Origin of the sequence: Chitinophaga caeni (assembly GCF_002557795.1) — a bacterium.
GTDB classification, from domain to species: domain Bacteria; phylum Bacteroidota; class Bacteroidia; order Chitinophagales; family Chitinophagaceae; genus Chitinophaga; species Chitinophaga caeni.
The window spans coordinates 292257-312612 of the sequence record NZ_CP023777.1; the positions used below are offsets into that span (position 1 = coordinate 292257).

Sequence of the window (20356 nt, forward strand, 5' to 3'; positions counted from 1 at the left end):
AGCCTTATAGGAACTGTTGCTTCAATATGTGCTATTTGTACTGTAAATTACATGTGGAGGCTAGCTCCAGTTTTTGGATGAAATTAAAGTGGCATCACCGGTTAACAACAATCATACGTCCACACTTATATGATAACGCCGCGGTAATACCACTGAAACTGCTGCTAATTTCAACTAAAATTGACATAATCAGCTTCAATATTGTATCTTTTTTTAGCACAATTGTACCTGATTTTTATTATCTTAAAGAACTCATTGCCATATATCCTATTTTTCACTTAAATCTACCTATAGTGCCTAAAAAGCATTTACTTGACAATGTACCTTTGACGCAGCAACACCAGCTGGAGCGGCTCCTGGAAAATAGGCGCGTCTTTAACCTCAAAAATTGCGAACTGAACATTTACGAGAACTACCAGGAAGCATCCCAAATTCCTATTTCTTTTAATGACTTTGTAATCACTAGCATGGTTAGGGGGAAAAAGGTCATGCATATTTTTGACGATTCTCCTTTTGACTATCTCCCGGGGGAAACGATGATTATCCCGGCACAGCAAGCCATGAAGATCGATTTTCCCACATCCAGCCAATTAAACCCCACGCAATGCCTCGCCTTGGCTATCGATAGAAAATATATCAAGGATACCCTAGAATTTTTAAACCGCTATTATCAAGAATATGACGAAGCATATTCTTGGGAACTGCGGTTCAACCAGTACCATTTCCCTAATGATCCGGAGATTGCCGAAACGGTCAACAAAATTGTACGGATTTGTACAAGCGGCGACTTATCGAAGAACATCCTGGTTGACCTTTCAATGAAAGAACTGCTGATCCGCCTTTTGCAAACACAGAAATTAAGTCAGTATGCGTGTACCAGTAAAGAACAGGGCAACCATACCCGTTTGCATTTCGTCCTGAAATATATTCATGATAATCTTTCCGAGAAAATTTCTATCGAGCTATTATGTAAAAAAGCCTACCTCGGCCGGAATCAATTTTTTAAATGGTTCAAGGAACAATGTGGCATCAGCCCCGTAGAATATATCACGTTAGAAAGGATTAAAATGGCCAAGAAACTTATGTCGGATATGCGTTACGATATGAGAACGATCAGCAACGCTTGCGGGTTTAGCGATGTAAATTATTTCATCAGGGTATTTAAGAAAATCGAGGGTATTACGCCGAGTACTTACCAATCCTTATTAAGGTTAGGTCAACCCCTTATTATATAAACTGGTTTCCTGTTCCCACGGCAACCGGGTACATAAATTATTCGGCTCTTGCAGCTTCCGTACAAACGACTTATCTTTAAGCGGTATAACAACCATTTTTGATTCATTAAAACTATTCAATTTTAAGCATTTGTATGCCGGTTTGAGTGATAAGGAACTATGGACGAAAGTCGTTGAAGGGGATAAGAATGCGCTCGCGCATATCTACGATATGCATTTTCCCACCCTTTACCGCTACGGTATGAAATTGAGCAAAGATGATGAACTTGTCAAAGATTGTATACATGATCTTTTTGTAACGGTATGGTATAGTAAAGAAAGATTATCCATTACCGATTCCATTAAATATTACCTACTTGCCAGTTTAAAAAGACTGATAACTAATCATTTACAGAAATCACAATTAAATCAATCGTTCACGAATGACGATTATTTTGCCGAAGCATCCTACGAATCGGAATTAATCAACCACCAGGTCAAGCAAGAAAGGAATCGAAAATTGGCCGCCATCGTTAATGAACTTCCCCCACGCCAAAGGGAAATATTATATCTACGTTATTATGAAGGATTGGATACAAATGCTACAGCGCATATCATGTCTTTAAGCATCAACTCCACCTATGTTTTGCTTTCCAAAGCTTTGCAACATTTGAAAAAACATAGCGACAAATTAATAATCATAATCTTATCATTATTAATTCATTAGATATTTTTTTCAAAAATCTTTCAAAAAGACGCTAAGATTTTAACTGAACAACGCTTTATCTAATTGAAATGACAGCAAATCGATCAACAATTGAAGATATATTAGAAGATCCTCAATTAAAAATGTGGGTATTGGAAGGAGACACTGGCGCCGGGGCGTATTGGAGCCAATGGCTCCAGGCGAACCCTGCCAGGGAAAACGATCTGTTGCTTGCAAAGGAATTATTGCTATTCATGGATACCCCTGCTGATCCGGTTGCACAGGCAGAAACTTGGCAGCGGATAGCCGGGAATACGGACCAAACATCCACATCATCCGGGATTCCACCAACGACCAAGATTAAAAAACTTCCGGGTCGGCCCAGCAATTGGCCGCGATGGGTGGCTGCTGCTGCAATTTTAGCCGCCGTAGTTTGGTTCTCAGGTATTTTAGAACGTAAGGAATCCTGGTTAACTGCCGCCACGGTAGATGAATTGAGAACCGTAATATTACCGGACAGTTCCGTGGTGAGGATGAACATCCATTCAAACATCCGGTATGCAAAGCGTTGGAATGCAACATCGCCAAGGGATGTTTGGGTTGAAGGTGAAGCGTATTTCTCCGTAAAACATAAAACCAATAACCAACCATTTATAGTTCATACGAACGATGTTGAAATTAACGTGGTAGGCACGGAATTTAACGTGAATACCAGGAGGATAAAAACCGAGGTTGAACTTTGTAAAGGCGCCGTAAAGCTAGCTTTAAAGGCCGATGATAGGGCGCCGATATTAATGAAGCCCGGCGATAAGATCAGTTATTCGAAACGAACCAAGATATTAAAAAGCAAAAAAGTAGATCCTGTAGAAATCGCATCATGGAGAAGTCATGTGTTAAGTTTCACAGATGCCACAATAGAGGAGGTCGTTGCCGCGATAAAAGATAATATGAATATTGAAATCAAGATCGATGATCCTGATTTGTTACATCAAACCTATACCGGAAGCATCCCGATGGATGATGTACAGATATTCTTTACAACTTTGAACCGCACGTTCAACGTGCAAGTAAAACAAACCGGGCAACACCAATATAAGATCGTAAGGTAGTATTTAATTAACAAATAAGGAGATAAGCATTCTTCCGTGATTTACCACGGACTAGTAATCATTTGCAACCAATCAAAATCTAATTGCTATGGTAGTAAAAAATGCCAGGCGCGCAAGCGGCTGCCTGGCCGTGGCTATGCTATTCCATTTCGGATCTATTGCAGCCCCAGCCAGGGCCCAAGTTGAGGCTATCTATAGCTCGACTAAAGCACGTCCAGAATGGCAGGAACAATCCCTAAAGACTATTTTAAACAGGATTGAACAAAAGTATCAGGTACAGATCAACTACGTGGGATCAACCATTAAAGGGATTTTAGCCACTATGCCGGCTGAAAAAAATGAAAGCATCACTTTCGTGGATTACCTCAACCGGTTCCTGGAGCCATTAGGTTTACAGGCGGAAGAGCTGAACACCAAGGCTTTCGTAATCTACAGGAGCGCTGCCAAACCAGCGCCTGCCAAAAAAGATTCCGCAACGAACACACAACCCGTTGCGACTGCCGTTGCTGCTGAATACCCTACTACAACCATCCCCCAACAAGTGCAAACCAAAACCATTGAAGGACAAGTTATCGATGAAACCGGGCTTGCATTAATCGGGGTAACCGTAGTAGAAAAAGGAACCCGCAACGGAACTCAAACAGATGCCAATGGCCGCTACAAACTGCTGAATGTTCACAGCAATGCTACCTTGATATTTTCTTATATCGGTTATAAAACACAGGAAGTACATAGCGGCAAAAGAACAACCATCGATGTAAAGTTGCTCACCAATGTACAATCGATGAAAGACGTGGTGATTACCGGTTACCAAAAAATTGATAAAAATAATTTTACCGGCCAGTCTATCACCATCAGCGGGGATGAACTCAAAAAGATCAACCCGCAAAACATCTTGGCTAGTATCCAGGCTTACGACCCGTCATTCCGGATCGTGGAGAACAATATTGCCGGTTCCAACCCGAACAAATTACCGAACATCAACGTGCGCGGAACAACAGCATTGCCAACCAGCACCGGCGATGTAAGTGATTTAAGGATGACCCGCAGCGAGATGAACAATATCACCAACCTTCCATTAATCATATTGGACGGCTACCAGGTAAATCTACAAACCATCTACGATTTAGACCCTAACAGGATCGAAACGGTTACGTTATTAAAAGATGCCGCCGCTACTGCCGTTTACGGTTCTAGGGCCGCAAACGGGGTATTGGTTTTCGTTACGAAGGCGCCCAAGGAAGGGAAACTTGAGCTGTATTACAATTTTGAGCTCAATGTTACTTCGCCAGATTTAACGGCGTACAGCGTACTGGATGCAAAGGATAAACTGGAGTACGAAAGATTGGCAGGTTTGTACTCGCAAAGCGATGCCGAGAATATCGACGCCTTGGAACAGAAATATTATGCTAAACTGGATAATGTACTCCGGGGCTATAATACTTACTGGTTATCACAGCCCGTAGGCACCGAATTTGGTCAAAGGCATTCCCTCTCTTTGCAAGGTGGTAGCCAAACCGTGAAGTACGGCATCGATGCCCGTTACCAGAATAATAACGGTGTTATGCTGGGATCCGGCCGCGAAAGGTATAGCCTCGCTACCAACCTCGCGTACAACCTTAAGAATAACAAATTATTATTCCGTAATCAATTCACCATCTCGCAAGTTAACGGAAAAGATTCTCCGTACGGTTCTTTCGACACCTACGTAAAGATGAATCCATACTATCCCATACGCGACGAAAACGGTCGCTTGCTCAGGGAAATCGATGGATGGAAATACCGCGATTATTCCAATAGTGGTGGAGCCATTACGACGGATTATGTTCTGAACCCCTTGTATGATGCACAAACCGGGAGTTTCAGTAAATCGCAATACCTGGAATTCATAGATGCTTTCTCGATGGAGTACGTGATTTCCAGCGCTTTCCGCGCCCGCGGTGAAATCAGCTTAACAAAACGTCAAAATAATAACGACAGGTTCATCTCCCCGCTCAGTAATCAATATTACGATTGGTCGGGCGATGATCTGAAAGATCGCGGTGAGTATTATTATACCGCCGAAAAAGAAACGCAGGTAGATGGAAATGCAACGCTCAGCTACAACAAGATGCTGGCCGGCGGCCATTTTATCAATGCTACTTACGGTATCAACTTCCAGTCCCGCGATTATGATCGTAAAGACCTCGCCGCACAAGGTTTTACGAACGACCGCTTCACCGATATCAACTTTGCCAGGATTTATAAAAAAGATGCCTCCCCCGGTGGAGAACAAAGGCAGGAACGTTTGTTCGGTACCTTCGTAACGGTGAACTATTCTTACCAAAACCGCTTCTTGATGGATGCGACTTTCAGGTTGGACGGTTCTTCTAAATTCGGTGTAGATGCCCGGATGGCGCCATTCTGGTCTTATGGCTTAGGATGGAACCTGCATAACGAGAAATTCTTGCAAGGAACAGCCGTTAGCAACTTGAAAATCAGGGCCACAACGGGTTTAACAGGAGACGTTTCTTTCCCGGCTTACTTATCTAATACTACGTATCAATACTATACCGGCGATTGGTATTCAACAGGTGTAGGCGCGGTTTTCAAAGCTTACGGCAACCCTGAATTGAGGTGGCAAAGAACACAAAACTATGATATCGGGGCCGATATCGGTTTGTTTAAAGATCGTATCTATTTCACACCCAGGTATTATTATAAACATACCCGCGACTTGTTAGCTGATGTCAATGTTCCTCCATCCAACGGTTTCTCCAGTTACAAAACCAACTTGGGAGAAATGGTAAACAAAGGCTACGAAGTGATGTTGAGAGCCAACCCGATCCGCAGCCGCAACTGGTCTTTAACCCTAAGCGCCAACATGGTACGCAACACGAATATCATTACCAAGATATCCGATGCGTTGAAAAATTACAATGATGCTGTTGACAAAGAGCAGCAGGACAACCCGGATTTACGTTCCGTTCCGTTGTTACGCTTCCAGGAAGGACAATCTTTGCGCACGATCTATGCCGTTCGTTCACTGGGTATTGACCCCGAAAACGGTAAGGAGATTTTCTTGACCAAGGAAGGGAAGCGGACTTATGAATACGATGTAAGGGATATCGTGCCGGTAGGAGACGAAACCCCGGATATTTACGGTTACCTCGGCGCCAGCTTAGTGTATAAAAACTTTATGATCGATGTAAGGATGTTTACCAGCCTGGGTGGCGACCTGTATAATCAAACATTAGTTGACAGGGTAGAAAATGCCGATCCTAGATATAATGTAGACAGCCGCGTATTAGCAGAAAGATGGAAAAAACCTGGCGATAAAGCTATTTATAAAGACATCTCCGACCTGGGAACCACGAGGGTTACTTCCAGGTTCGTTCAAGAGGAAAACAAACTGGAACTAAGTTCGGTTTTCCTTTCTTATGATGCGCCTGCCAAGTTTTATAAAAGATTGAAAATGCAAAACCTCCGTTTCTCATTAAATATGAACGATATCGGTTACTGGTCTAGCATTAAAGCCGAACGTGGTATCGAGTATCCATTTGCAAGGAGCTTTACATTCTCATTATCCACCCGGTTCTAAAACATTGTGACATGAAAAAATATTTATTACTGATAGCAACATCAACCGTATTTGCTTCCTGTAGCAAATGGCTCGATGTTACACCCAAATCCGATGTATCAGAAACGAGCTTGTTCAATACGGAGGATGGTTTTAAAGATGCGCTGAACGGCTTATACAGCCGTTGCATACAGCATGATTTATACGGCAGGGATCTTTCTGTTGGAACACTGGATGTATTAGCGCAGAACTACAATATTGCTTTTAATGACGGTTTAGGTTATTTACAAACTTCTCTTTTCAATTATGAAAACGAATCTTTCATCAGCAGGAAAGATCAATATTGGAATGGACTGTATAATGTAATCGCCAACAGTAACCAGATTCTAAATAAAGTAGATGAGAAACGTTCCCTGATGACTGATATGTCATACGGTATGTTCAAAGGCGAAGCATTAGCCATGCGTGCTTACTGCCATTTTGATCTGCTGCGTATGTTTGCCCCTTCATTTGTAACGGGTGCAAACCAGGACGGCATTCCCTACCTCACCACCTTTAGCAAAGACATCACGCCGCAATCTACCGTCACCGAAGACCTGGATTTTATTATCAAGGATTTGAAAGAAGCGAAGGACCTGTTGAAAACAATCGATCCGATCCTGACAGCGGCATACGTTGTCGGTTACCCGGATGGAGATTCTACGACGGAAACCGAGGGCCGGGATCTGTTTATCCAGAATAGGCGTCACAGGTTGAATTATTACGCGGTTTGTGCAGAATTAGCCAGGGTATATTTATATAAAGGTGAATACCAATTAGCCTTGGATGAAGCCGAAGAAGTGATTCATTCCAACAAGTTCCCATTCACGAAGCAAACGGATTTCATGAATCCAAATGAAGAACTGAGGGATCGTATCAATTACAACGAGTTGGTTTTTGCCTTTTACGCGGCCAGCTCCAGCAATACCCTGAACGATCAATTCAGGAGAAGCCCGAGCCAAAGTTTAACCATCAGCACTACCAACGGCAGAAGTCTTTACGAAGTGGCCGGCGTAGGCGCCGAGGATTTCCGCTTCAAACAATGGTTTAGCGAGCAAGCTGAAAACACGGGAACTTATCTCAGGTTAGAGAAGTACAAAAGGGATCCGGATGCGAACTTACACCCGCAGGTGATACCAGGCATCCGCTTATCGGAAGTTTATTATATCGCGGCAGAATGCCTATTCGACCAAGATCCGGGAAAAGCCTGGGAATATTTCAACACGGTAAGAAAATACCGCGGTATCGGCCAAGAGCTGAGCGACCCCGATAAAACTTTCTTCATGAAAGAATTGGTGAAAGAAGCCCGTAAGGAAATGTATGGTGAAGGACAGATCTTTTATATGTACAAAAGGTTAAACATACCTTTACAATCCCCTACAGGCAGCACATTCCCGGTTAACAACAACATATTTGTATTCCCGCTGCCGGATGATGAAATCTCATTTGGCAACAGATAAAATCTATAATATGAAGAAATTATTTTTCATAGGACTCTGTGCATTAGGATTCTTTACAGCTTGTGAAAAAGCGGAAGAGATCACGTACAATTCCAACAATGACATTTATTTCGATTTCGAAGATGAGGAATCCGGAGATAGGGTGGATAGCTTCAGGTATTCATTTGCCCTTTATCCCGACAAGTCTAGCGATACGATCTTCTTGAAAGTGCGTATTTCCGGTGAAAGGACATCGTACGACCGTAAATTTAAAATTGCCACCATGGGGCAATTTACTACGGCTACGGTAGATTTACATTATGAGCCTTTGCTAGCCGAATACACGATCCCGGCAGATTCCGGCAGTATCATGGTGCCGATCGTATTGCTCAACCAAGATCCGATGCTAATGGACACTACCGTTAGGTTGACGCTTCAACTACAGGAAACATCCGATTTTGCAACGAGCTTCACACAATTAGATAGCGCGAAAATAATCTGGTCGAACCGCCTGGAAAAACCGACCTGGTGGGATGTATGGCGTGGTGAGCTGGGCGATTATTCCCGCGTAAAACACGAGCTATTCATCCGTACAACCGGTACCACGGCATTACCAAACGATCAATCTGATTACCAGCAAACACCGATGGTACTTTACTACACGAGGCGGTTCCGCGCGTTCATCTCGGATCCATTCGCTTGGGTAGCGCAATATCCGGATGAAGGTTATGTCATTACGAAAGAAGATGACGGTCAATATTATTTCTATAATAAAAATAATCCGGAGAAGAAATACTTGTTGGAATACAGTAGCTCAGATGGAAAGTATTTTATCCGCGATGAAAACGGTAGCCGTATTAACTAAGCATTAAACCGGAACTAATGAAAAAATCAATACTGTATATACTTGGAATAGGATTGTTGTACTTAACATCCTGTTATAAAGACAAAGGGAATTACGATTACGTAGATGTACCGCCACCGGTTGTCACTAATTTAGATACCCTTTACAATGTAAATGCCGGAGATAGTTTAATCATCGCCCCCAAAGTAGCGCTAGCCGCGGGGAATGACGACTATATCTGCGAGTGGAAATTTTATATCCCCGGCGATACCGGGGCATTGGAATACGAGATGAAAGAGTTAAGGATCGTATTCGGTCTCGGCGCGAACAGGTATCCCGGCTTACTGCGCATTACCGACCAAAATACCGGGATGAAATATTTCTACAACTTCACGGTAGTGGGCAAAACCGAGTTTACACAAGGAACCTTGGTTTTCAGCGATAACGGCGATCATTCTACCCTATCCTTCATCAAACCCGACGGGACGGTGCAAGCAGGTATATTTGAAGCCATCAACCGCAAGCAACTAGCTGGAGGTGCAAGTCAATTGCTGCATTTACAAAACCGTAATTATATGAACGTATTAACTGCCTATTGGCTGATCTCGAAAGATGATCCCGATGGCGGTGTACAAATCGATGCTAATACCTTACAAGAACTGAAAACACTCCGGGCTCATTTCTATGAGCCCCCGGCTACCATCAATGTGGGACAAATGTACAGCCATCCATTCGGTACAATTAATGGAATCATCAATGACCAGCTTTATATCGGTTCACAAGAAACCGCTCCTTTCGCCACATATTACGGTTATTTCGGCGCCCAGGTAAATGGGAAGTATGCCATGCACCAGTCCTACGTACATAACATTGCAGAAAATCCTTACGGCGGTTACTACCTGGCGTTTGAAAAAGATAAGCACTATTTCATGAGATTCACCAATAACACTTTCATGGATACTACTTACGAGCTAGGGCCGACCAAGCTGGATTCCGCTTTCAATCCCAAGGATCTGGGCATGGACCTGATTCATATGACTAGGTTTAGCGATGAAGAAATTTATGCTTTATGCGATAGTAGCGGCCTGTTGAAAGAATTAAAATTCTCCGTAGAATTTAATAATGGCGGTACCGTTTTTCACGCTTCCAGTATGCGTGATTTCGTGAAGCCTGAATTAATCAGCGCTGCCACACTTTGGGCTACATCCCCCATCGGTGTCATTTATTTTAGTTCCAATGATAAAGTTTACCGTTACAACCCGCTCAACGAAGAAGTTGTTGCGCTTACGACCGACTTTAACGGCAAAGCGGTCAGCCTGCTTAAAGTCCAGGACAACGGTAACCTGCTCATCGTGGGAGTAGAAGGCAGTATTTATTACCTCGATATCAGCGTTGGTCACCAAGGAGATATGAAAGATAAGATAGACGGAATCCCGGGGCAACCCAAGGACATTTTCGTAAGACTTAATTAAATACAATAATTTATAATTATGAAGCTTACAACTTTAGCCACCATGCTTATGTTGCCGGCCACGCTGGTAGCACAAAAGGGCAAATTTGAAATCTCCGGGAAACTGGGGAAATACAATGCCCCTACCAAAGTTTACTTGGAAAGGCGTGCATTTAACGGCGAGGCAACGATTGATACCGTCGTGTTAAAAAACGGAACCTTCCAACTTAGTGGAAAGATCGCTGATACCACGATGGCCCTGTTGAGCCTACAAGTAGCCGGTCAAGAAAAAGAATCCCGGATTATTTACCTGGAGCCTGCAAAAATTAAGATCAAAGGAGAAAAAGACCTGGAAACGGCACAAGTGATCAGTCCTGCCAACAAGGGCTACGATGAATACAAACTCGCCCTGAAAGGATACCAGGATCAAATGGATGCCATCAACCACGATTTCGGGAATGCAACTAACGAGCAGAGAAGTGATACCGCGTTTACCCATGGTTTAGATAAACGCTTCAGGAAAGCGATCAAGGATAAACAACAAATGATTATCGACTTCATCAAGCAGCATCCTGATAATTTCTTCAGTGCTGTCGGTATTTCCGAGCTCAGTGTTTTGAACGGCATGAATATGGAAGTATTAGAGCCACTGTATGCTTCCATTAGCGATAGGGTTAAGAAAACATCCGCAGGCAGATCTTTTGAAGAAAAGATGATCAAGGAAAAAACGATCGTGGTAGGGGCCTTAGCGCCTGTCTTTACACAGGATGATATCAATGGTAAACCGGTATCATTGACTGATTTCCGTGGGAAATACGTATTACTGGACTTCTGGGCTTCCTGGTGCGGACCTTGCCGCCAAGAAAATCCCAACGTGTTAAGGGCATTCCATAAATACAAGGATAAAAACTTCATGGTATTATCCGTTTCATTAGACAAACCTTCCGGTAAAGCGGATTGGTTAAAAGCGATTGAGCATGATGGTATCGGGGAGTTTGTTCACGTGTCCGACTTACAATATTGGAGCAATGCCGCGGCCAAATTATATGGCATTACCGGCGTTCCAACTAATTACTTACTAGGTCCCGATGGCAAAATATTGGCCATGAACTTAAGAGGAGAAGCATTGAATCAAAAATTGTCAGAATTACTTCAATAATACGTTGATAAAATGATGCATGAGTCCCGGTTGTATTACTACAACCGGGTTTTTATTTACAAGCATATTATCCATCGTTAGCAAACAAATCGTTGCTATGCAAAACGCTTAAAAATTTCGCTCCGGCAATATTATCCATCAAGGGCAACATTATATGAGAGGCTGTAAATTCTTATGGATAATCTCTACTTTTAGGAATGCGATTGATCATATTTTTTCTCTTCTGCAATTTTTCATTGCAACCAATTTTTGCACAGCAGCAAAAAATGCGTGTTGCAGTAGCCGGTACATCCCACGGTCATGCCGCTTTTATATTTGGCAGACCCAGTAAAGGCGATTTAGAGATCGTAGGAATTTATGAACCGGATACCGCGGTTGCTAAACTCAGGATGCGGCAATTTAAATTACCAGCCGAGCTTTTTTATACGGATCTGGATAAAATGCTGGATGCAACAAAACCCACTGCCGTACTAGCTTTCGGCTCCACCTTTGAGCACCGGAAAGTTGTAGAAGCCGCAGCACCAAGACATATGCATATCATGGTAGAAAAACCGCTCGCAACGACATTAGAAGATGCCCGTTACATGCATATGCTGGCCAAAAAAAATAAAGTATACTTATTAACCGATTATGAAACTAGCTGGTATCCTTCGGTAGCAAAAACATTCGAGCTGATTGAAGACAGCAGTTTCACCGGTCAACCACGAAAGATCTTCGTTAATGACGGTCATAAAGGCCCCAAGGAAATCGGTTGCGGACCGGAATTCCTGGATTGGCTTACCGACCCTGTACTCAACGGTGGCGGCGCATTGATGGATTTCGGTTGCTACGGTGCGAATTTAATGACGAGGCTCGCGCATAACCGCTTACCTATTTCCGTAACGGCCGTCACGAGGCAATTCAAACCCGATGTTTACCCCAAAGTCGATGATGATGCCACGATCCTATTGGATTACGGCGATATGCAATGCACGATCAACGCCTCCTGGAACTGGACGTTTAACCGGAAAGACATGGAGATATACGGCGACAAAGCATACATCAAAGCCTTGGACAAAAATACGCTCGTGCGTAAATCCGGTGAAAGAAGCGCAGCCGAAATCCAGCGAATCACCGATCAAGATATAGCCGTTTATGAAGATCCCTTTTCATATATGATCGATGTTATCAAAGGGAAACAAACTATTCAACCGGAAGATTTATATGCTACTGACAATAACGTTATTGTAGTAGCTATCCTGCAAGCAGCGAGGGAATCAGCAAAAACGGGAAAAACGGTTTATATGTCGGCTATTAAATAAATCTAAACCAGTATAATCAATTCCAAAATTTCTTAGATGTCCATTTCATGTTCCATGCACCAAGCCTGGACTAACGACAACTCCGATTCCTTTATTATGTTCGTGTGTTCTAAAGCTGGGAATATACCTTCAGCTACCTCGTCCTGGTACCGACCGATTACATCCTTTACCATACTTTTCATATCGAAATAACGGGGTGCATGTTTGTACTTCTTATCATTAAGACCCAGTAAATCATGGATGATCAAAACCTGCCCGTCACAATCCTTGCCGGCCCCGATCCCTATGGTTGGAATATTAACGTTACCGGTAATGATCTTGGCTAATTTCCCGGGTATCTTTTCGAGGATTAGCAAGTCCGCACCCGCCGATTCGAGATTTTTAGCCGCCTGGATAAGTTCGATGGCTTCAGAAAATTGTTTCCCTTTCGAAATTTTGCCGGAACGCATCCTATCTTGATCGTGTTGCGGATTCAGGCCAAGGTGGCACATTACCAAGATACCTTCTGATTTCAAAGCCTGTAATATATCGATTCTTCCCCCTTCAAACTTTACAGCATCGGCTCCCGCCGCAGTTATCTTGCGGGCGTTCTCAACAGCCATACCCGGGGTTTGATATGTATTGTAGGGCAGATCGGTAACTAGAAAAATATTCTCTATAGCCCTGCAAACAGCTTTAGTATGATGTATCATATCCTCTAAAGTCACTTCTGTTTCATCTTGGTAACCAAGCATATTGGTGCCTACGCTATCACCGAGGATAATCATATCCACACCAACTTCTTCAAGAATTTTGGTAGTAGGATAATCGTAAGAGGTCAGCACTGAAATTTTTTGCCGGTTGTGCTTTTTAGCATGCAGGTAACTGATTGTCTTTTTCATTACAGTCGGGCGTTTTAACGTGGATGCCCAGGTAAAATTAGAGGATAATTTTGGATATGAGAAGGAATTTTACCTGTAATAACTGAACATTTTATAAATAAACGACTGGCTATTAAATACTTATAAAATCACTTGCAATAAATTCACACCTTCTAATGGTTTCCAGCTACCTTCTGCTAATTCCCCATCAATCTCCTTCCAGTTCCAACCGCAATAACCGATAAAAAGTTTAATATCATCCTCGCGGAGATCACCGTTTTTCATACAGGCTACCGCGGTGGCAAAATCGCCGCCATAATAAATGCCCGCGGAAATTTTGATACCTCCTTCAATGAGATCCGGTCTCCTATGGATAAAATATAGGTGTTCCCGATCAACGGGACCACCGTCGTATAAAGGGAACGGCGGGCAATCGGCAAATTCGGCCAATTCATTGAACTTGCGGGGAAACAACTTATTGAATACGAAGCCCATAGCACCTTCCTGGTTATACTCGGTAATTATTATGCGGGTATTCTCAAAAAAGGTACCCTTTAAAAGCGCCGTACTTTCAATATACTTGCCTGTATCGATGCTCCATTCATTCATAATTGGAAGTTAAGAAATACCCATAAATAAAAAGGCGCCCGCAATTGCGGAGCGCCTTAACATTTTAACCGTTGGTTCTAATAAGTTATGCCGGGAAAATCCTTTTTCGCATTTTCTAACTGTATAGTCCAATCGCCACCATTTCTATCCTTGGTACCGAATGCTGCTATGGCCAAGTCTTTCAAATCAGCATTGGCAGCGCCGCTCCAAAAATGCACGAATTCACCCATATTCATCCTACGGGTATATTCCATACCGTAATTATGCTTTTTCTGGGGAAAATGTTCAGATAATAGCGTAAAGAAATTATTCAACACCGTCGCGCCGCCGTATTGGTCGTAAATAGGATAGAACCAGTTTTTAAACCACTGGGTACCCGGGCGGGGGAAATTATCGCTACCGTTGATCGTACTATTGTAACAACGTTCTGCTTCGGCATCCCAGCCCAGTCCTTTATACACATCGTAGATGTATATTTCCATCCATTTACTATCACCCCATATATCGAACGCGGGCGATTCCTTTACACCTTTGAAAGCACCTTCAACGATATGGCCGATCTCGTGTGTAATAACATCCAGGTTCCAGCCCGAGCTATCCTTCCAGGAGTTATTAGAACCAATATCCACACCGGTACGATTATCATGGCTAGCATCGAAATAGCCATAAGGATGGCCACCGCCATATTTACCATAATGCAGGATCACGTTCAATCTTTTATCCTCCCCTTTGAATGGGGCATAAGTCTTCTTCGTGTATTTCCAGATTTCTTCCGCTTTGCGTAATGGCCAGGTCACCGTCCTGTCCATATCATCATCATAATACAAAGCAACTTCTTCGGTATAAGCAACATTCTTGACTAACTGCTTGTGTTCAAACCAGTGCTCCTGCCAAGTGGCGGCGGGAGCACTGGAATCAACACCGGGGTTGGAGCCACCGCCCAGGTCGACATGCTTGCTATTTGTTTTAGAGCAAGAAGTACTTACCGCGGCGAACAATCCCAATCCTAATAATATGATTCTCATGGATAAATTTAGGTTAATGAATGAAAAATGATTACCAACCCGGATTCTGAGCAAGGTTCAGATTCAACAAGGTTTCATCGTTAGGGATCGGGAACAGGTAGTCACGATCTTTACGGAATACGCGTTGTTGAATGATGGTCGGAGTGTAGAAATCTTCCCCATTTGCATTCATATTCATACCCATGATAGGAGCGTTATTCGTATTTTCCGCGATTTTCCAACGACGGGTATCGAAGAAGCGAACACGTTCGAATGCCAATTCAACTCGCCTTTCAGCGCGAATTGCGGCACGCATAGCTTCTTTTCCGGCAGGAACAGGTACGATACCTTCCCCGTAACCAGGAATACCAGCACGGTGACGAATAGCATTCAAGTACGTTAAAATATCAGGATTTGTAGGATCAGCTTCATTTAAAGCTTCCACATAATCGAGGTAAATAGTCCCTAAACGGATATATAAAGCGCCCCAATCAAAACCAGAACCTTGAACTGCTTTTCTTGGAATGTAACCTGTAGGAGAGACATCTGATGTACTTTGTTTCCTACCAGAGTTACCATCATATTCCATATTTGTTATAACATTCGAGCTATACCACCAGAAGCTGTTATTATAAGTAATATCAGCATAAAATCTAGGTTCACGGTTGATCCATTGGTTATAAGTACTTCTTGAACTTGGATCGTACGGAGCTTTGAAAGATGTGAATCCGGAATTTTGATAACCGGAAGCCGGATCGGTAATTGGTAAACCATTAGCCATAAAGTATGCATCGACCTGTGTTTGAGTTGCCCCTAAAGCGCCCCCTCCTTGGAAGTCAGCAGATGCCCCGATGTGTCGCGGTGTTCTATCATACCTTTGGTACTGACCAGACCTTGCCCTAGCGAAAATCCATTCAGCGTTCCAATCTCTTAAATGCAATTCCCTACATGAAAGGTAGGCTGCTTTAAATGGATCGGCATCATCAATGGTAAATAAATTATAAACAGGACCATCAAACTCGTTGATAAACTCTTTTGCCGCAGTAGCTGCCCTTTGCCACTTGGCTTCGCTATACGTCGTATTTACAAGATCAGTACCATCAACATTTTTGAAATCCGCATAATCAGTATTACCATTCCAAAGTGGACTAGCTGCAAGTAACAAAGCCTCAACTTTAAATGCTTTACAGGCACCTTTTGTAATACGTCCAATTTCTCCATTCAAAGGCGCAGTGCTTAAAACTTCGGCGGCGGCATCCAACTCACTTACAATATAATTAATACATGTATCAATATGATCCCTTTTCAATTGTAAATCTGACAAAGGTGTATTCAAATCTAGCGGTGTTTCTCCAACTATTGGTACCGGTCCATAGGTACGAACTAGGAAATAATAAAACATGGCGCGCAATGCCCTTGCCTCTGCTTTATAAGAATTCTTTTCCTCTTGCGTCAATTTACCTGCTTGGTTAATAGGCACTGCTTCTATCTCTTGTAGAAAATACGAAGCGTTACGGATTGCTTTATAGTAATCATTCCACCAAGAAGCAATATTCCCATCCGTTTTAGCCCAAGTACTGGAATTTAGTTGCGTACTATATGGGAAACTCCAGTTATAAACTGCCTCATCGGCAGCACCTGTAAATACACCGGAGTGCTGGACATTGGTATAGCGCTCTGTATTTTCATTAGGAAGTGAAGCATAAATATTAGCAAGAAACTTGTCAATATTTACTTTTGATTTGAAGATATCCTCGATCGTAATTACATCATCGGGAACCTGGTCTAAGTACTTGGAGCAGGAGGTTATTCCTGTTACCAAAGCGACTGTGAATATTATGAAAATCTTTTTCATTTGATTTTATTTTTCGGTTCAATGAACAACGCACCATTTAATAATTAATCCTGCACTAGAAATTAGCTTGCACGCCTAGGCTAACTGTTCTCACATTTGGATACTTAGTACCATTACCAGTGTTCAATTCAGGATCCCAGAGCTTGAACTTACTCCAGTAAAATAGATTCACACCTTGTAAGTACACTCTTGCATTCTTCATTTTTAACCTGTTCGCAAATTTTTTAGGTACATTATACCCAAAATCGATGGTTTTTAGACGGATGAAATCAATATCTTTTACCCACCAGCTAGATGTATACGAATTCATCTTATTCGCAGATGAACCATATCCTAAACGGGGATAAAAAGCTTGCGGGTTAGGATTTTCCTCTGTCCACCTGTCTTCGGCTTGCCAGAATAGGTTACTCCTTTCAGGACCGGTACTATTATTAAATGGAATTACGCCATCTCCACTGATAACCCTATCAGCACCAGATATTCCTTGTAAGAAGGCACCTACATAAAAACCTTTATAAGTAAGGTTAAAACCAAAACCGTATATGGTTGTTGGCACATCGCCATTACCAATTCTCGTTCTATCATAAGGATCAATCACACCGTCACCATTTAAATCCTTGTACTTTATATCGCCAGGCCTAGTATTACCCAAAGCCGATTGATCCGGACTTTTATCAATTTCATCTTGGTTTTCAAAAAGTTTCTCTGCTACATATCCAAAAGTTGAAAGATAATTTACACCCCTTCTGTCCATATAATCATATGGCGGAATTGGTTCATCATTTTCGATAACTTTATCCCTATTGTAGGAGAATGTTCCACGGAAATCGATAAACAAGTCCTTGGCAATTTGAACAGGATTTAAGGTAACAGTACCATCAATTCCTTTATTTTCAATGATTCCAAGGTTCCCCCATGGCATACTATTCAAACCTAAATAACCAGGTAATGACCTTTGTAAGAATACACCTTCACGTCTTTCCGTGAAGATATCCGTAACCACTGTAAAGCGGTCTTTGAACAGGTTAAATTCCAAACCCAAATCCCTCTTATGAGATTTAGCCCAAGTTACATCGGTACCATAGCTCGAAATCACGGTACCACCATAACTTTTCTGAACCGCGCCACCTCTTGAGCCAAATGAGAACCCATCAGCATCTGTGTCAACAAGGGTTAGGTAACCAAAGCGCCTATTACCTCCACTTCCATCACCAACAACACCATCAGAGTAACGCAGTTTCAAGAAAGACACTGTGTTTTTAAGAGGTTCAAAAAATTTCTCATTAGAAATTACCCAACCAATACCAAGGGCAGGGAAAGTTCCGAACCTTCTACTTGGAATAAAGTTTTCAGATCCATTATATCCCAAATCAGCTTCGAAGAAATATTTGTCTTTATATGCGTAAGTTCCCCTTGCAGCGATACCTACTCTCCGATACGGTAAAGAGCTTGTTACATTACTGGCGAAAGCTTCTACAAGTTCGCGTTGGTTGTAAAGCACCATACCGGTAATCTTATGATCAGGACCAAAATCATGTTGATAATTAAGCCCTGCTTCGAAATAATTGGATCTTCTACCGCTATTTGATCTAGAATAGTTGAGGTTATCAATACCTTCCTTGATCAGTTTCAAATTCATAGTCCCGTCATCAAAATAAGGGATTACCCTATTTAGCAGGTATTGGCTACGGGTACGGGTACGGCTGATATTATGCGTATTATTAACATCGAATGAATACATCGCCGTTGCGGTTAAACCGGGTACTATAGAATTCAGGTCTTGAGTTAAACGAGCGTTAGAATATATTTGGTTTCCAAATAAGTTCTGATAACCAGATTGAGTAATCTGTGCATACGGGTTAGGTTGCGCACCTTCCGTACTAACGCCAGGAACATAACCTCCAGGGTACATCGTAGGATATAACACAGGATTAGTTTGCATAACATTTGCAAATGCATCTTCCGGATTCACACCTGGATAGTTTGTTTGCGTCACATAACCTTGTATACCTAGATCGAACTTTGTAGTTTTAGTCCAGTTCATTGATACGTTGGAAGTAAAATTGTACCTTCTAAACTTTGTACTGGCATCGTAACTTTGGAGAGCATCAGTCCTTAATAAACTTTCTTCTTCATAATAAGCTAATGAAGTATAGAAGTTAGCAATATCTGATCCACCACGGGCACTAAAATTGGCACGCCTATTCATAGCGGTACTACCAAACAAAGCGTCCATCCAATCTACATCAGGATATAGATATGGATCTTCTTGTTTAATAGTATTATTGATATAATTATTAGAATATTCAGGTGTCATTCCAGAATTTTTCTGTGCCTCATTACGCAATAACATGTAGGTTACACCATCCACTAAATCTGGCGTCTTCGTAAATGAAGTAATACCCTGATTATAATTAAACATCAAGTTTACTTTCCCCGGTTTACCTTGTTTAGTCGTAATTAAAATAACACCGTTTGCACCTGCCACACCGTAAACGGCAGTAGCGGCAGCGTCCTTAAGAATTGTAAAGGAGGCGATATCTTCAGGGTCAAATGAATTAATATCACGTCCTTGTACCCCATCTACAACAATTAAAGGAGAAGCGCTATTTCCGGAGCCATTGAAAGTAGAAATACCCCTGATCCATAAATCAGCAGAGTTCGAACCGGGCAACCCCGACCGTTGTACACCCACTAAGCCGGCAATCCTTCCGGCTAAAGCAGCACTAAGATTCGCAACGGGGGTTTGGATATCTTCAACTTTTACCGAAGATTGAGCACCAACTAGCGATATTTTCTTTTGTTCCCCGAAACCGACAACTACCACTTCATTTAAGCTATTATTAGCAGCCTCGAGTTTTATATCAAAATGAATCACATTATTAATTACGACATTGAAAGACTGGTAGCCTATCATTCTAGCAGAAAGACTATCTCCTCTTTTGGCCTCGATTTCAAAGGTACCATCATCCTTTGTAAATGTACCGGCTTTTGTAGCCAAGTTGATGATGGTTACTCCCGGCATCGGTGCATTAAGTTCATCTTTAACAGTACCCGTAATCTTGATGGTACCAGCCCCTTGCTGTGCAAGGATATTAGTAGTTATCAACAACCCAACCAATAGCAGGGTGTTCATAACAATAAATTTCTTTATTCTTGATCTAAACATAATTGTAGTTGTTGAGAGATTGAACAAGCCTGTTTAATT

The 20356-nt window shown here is 42.3% G+C and carries 14 protein-coding genes; 9 read left to right on the forward strand and 5 right to left on the reverse strand.

Annotated features, from left to right (window positions below; genetic code table 11):
• Nucleotides 1-293 precede the first annotated feature (293 nt).
• The 9 genes from COR50_RS01190 (at nt 294) to COR50_RS01230 (ending at nt 12820) form a co-directional block, all read left to right on the forward strand.
• Nucleotides 294-1235 carry an AraC family transcriptional regulator gene (locus COR50_RS01190; RefSeq protein WP_232516244.1) on the forward strand — a complete coding sequence of 314 codons (942 nt, stop codon included), beginning with the start codon at nt 294-296 and terminating at the stop codon, nt 1233-1235.
• A 142-nt stretch (nt 1236-1377) separates the two neighbouring features.
• Nucleotides 1378-1941, forward strand: coding sequence for an RNA polymerase sigma factor (locus tag COR50_RS01195; RefSeq protein WP_157760579.1), 564 nt, complete (start codon nt 1378-1380; stop codon nt 1939-1941).
• A gap of 68 nt (nt 1942-2009) precedes the next feature.
• Nucleotides 2010-3029: a FecR family protein gene (locus COR50_RS01200; protein ID WP_098192277.1), complete on the forward strand. Its 1020-nt coding sequence runs from the start codon at nt 2010-2012 to the stop codon at nt 3027-3029.
• An 88-nt stretch (nt 3030-3117) separates the two neighbouring features.
• A complete protein-coding gene (locus COR50_RS01205) occupies nt 3118-6609 on the forward strand; it encodes a SusC/RagA family TonB-linked outer membrane protein (protein WP_098192278.1) in 3492 nt (1163 codons plus the stop codon).
• Nucleotides 6610-6620: 11 nt separating this feature from the next.
• On the forward strand, nt 6621-8087 hold the full coding sequence (locus tag COR50_RS01210; protein ID WP_098192279.1) for a RagB/SusD family nutrient uptake outer membrane protein: 1467 nt from the start codon (nt 6621-6623) through the stop codon (nt 8085-8087).
• Nucleotides 8088-8097: 10 nt separating this feature from the next.
• Nucleotides 8098-8931, forward strand: a complete 834-nt coding sequence (locus COR50_RS01215) for a DUF4843 domain-containing protein (RefSeq protein WP_157760580.1) — start codon at nt 8098-8100, stop codon at nt 8929-8931.
• Nucleotides 8932-8948: 17 nt separating this feature from the next.
• Complete coding sequence (locus COR50_RS01220) at nt 8949-10382, forward strand: PKD-like family lipoprotein (protein ID WP_098192281.1); 1434 nt, start codon at nt 8949-8951, stop codon at nt 10380-10382.
• A gap of 18 nt (nt 10383-10400) precedes the next feature.
• The gene (locus COR50_RS01225; RefSeq protein ID WP_098192282.1) at nt 10401-11519 is read left to right on the forward strand and encodes a TlpA disulfide reductase family protein; all 1119 of its coding nucleotides are present in this window, start codon (nt 10401-10403) and stop codon (nt 11517-11519) included.
• Between the two features lie 266 nt (nt 11520-11785).
• Nucleotides 11786-12820 carry a Gfo/Idh/MocA family protein gene (locus COR50_RS01230; protein WP_232516245.1) on the forward strand — a complete coding sequence of 345 codons (1035 nt, stop codon included), beginning with the start codon at nt 11786-11788 and terminating at the stop codon, nt 12818-12820.
• Nucleotides 12821-12852: 32 nt separating this feature from the next.
• On the opposite strand, the gene panB is transcribed toward COR50_RS01230, so the two are convergent.
• From panB to COR50_RS01255, 5 genes are all read right to left on the reverse strand, one after another.
• A complete protein-coding gene (panB, locus tag COR50_RS01235; RefSeq protein WP_098192284.1) occupies nt 12853-13701 on the reverse strand; it encodes a 3-methyl-2-oxobutanoate hydroxymethyltransferase in 849 nt (282 codons plus the stop codon).
• A 120-nt stretch (nt 13702-13821) separates the two neighbouring features.
• Nucleotides 13822-14289 (reverse strand): YqgE/AlgH family protein, encoded by a 468-nt coding sequence (locus tag COR50_RS01240; protein WP_232516246.1) that lies wholly within the window; start codon nt 14287-14289, stop codon nt 13822-13824.
• Nucleotides 14290-14366: 77 nt separating this feature from the next.
• Nucleotides 14367-15314 (reverse strand): hypothetical protein, encoded by a 948-nt coding sequence (locus tag COR50_RS01245; RefSeq protein ID WP_098192285.1) that lies wholly within the window; start codon nt 15312-15314, stop codon nt 14367-14369.
• Nucleotides 15315-15345: 31 nt separating this feature from the next.
• A complete protein-coding gene (locus tag COR50_RS01250; protein WP_098192286.1) occupies nt 15346-17148 on the reverse strand; it encodes a RagB/SusD family nutrient uptake outer membrane protein in 1803 nt (600 codons plus the stop codon).
• 55 nt (nt 17149-17203) lie between these two features.
• On the reverse strand, nt 17204-20284 hold the full coding sequence (locus tag COR50_RS01255) for a SusC/RagA family TonB-linked outer membrane protein (protein WP_198405750.1): 3081 nt from the start codon (nt 20282-20284) through the stop codon (nt 17204-17206).
• Nucleotides 20285-20356: the final 72 nt, after the last annotated feature.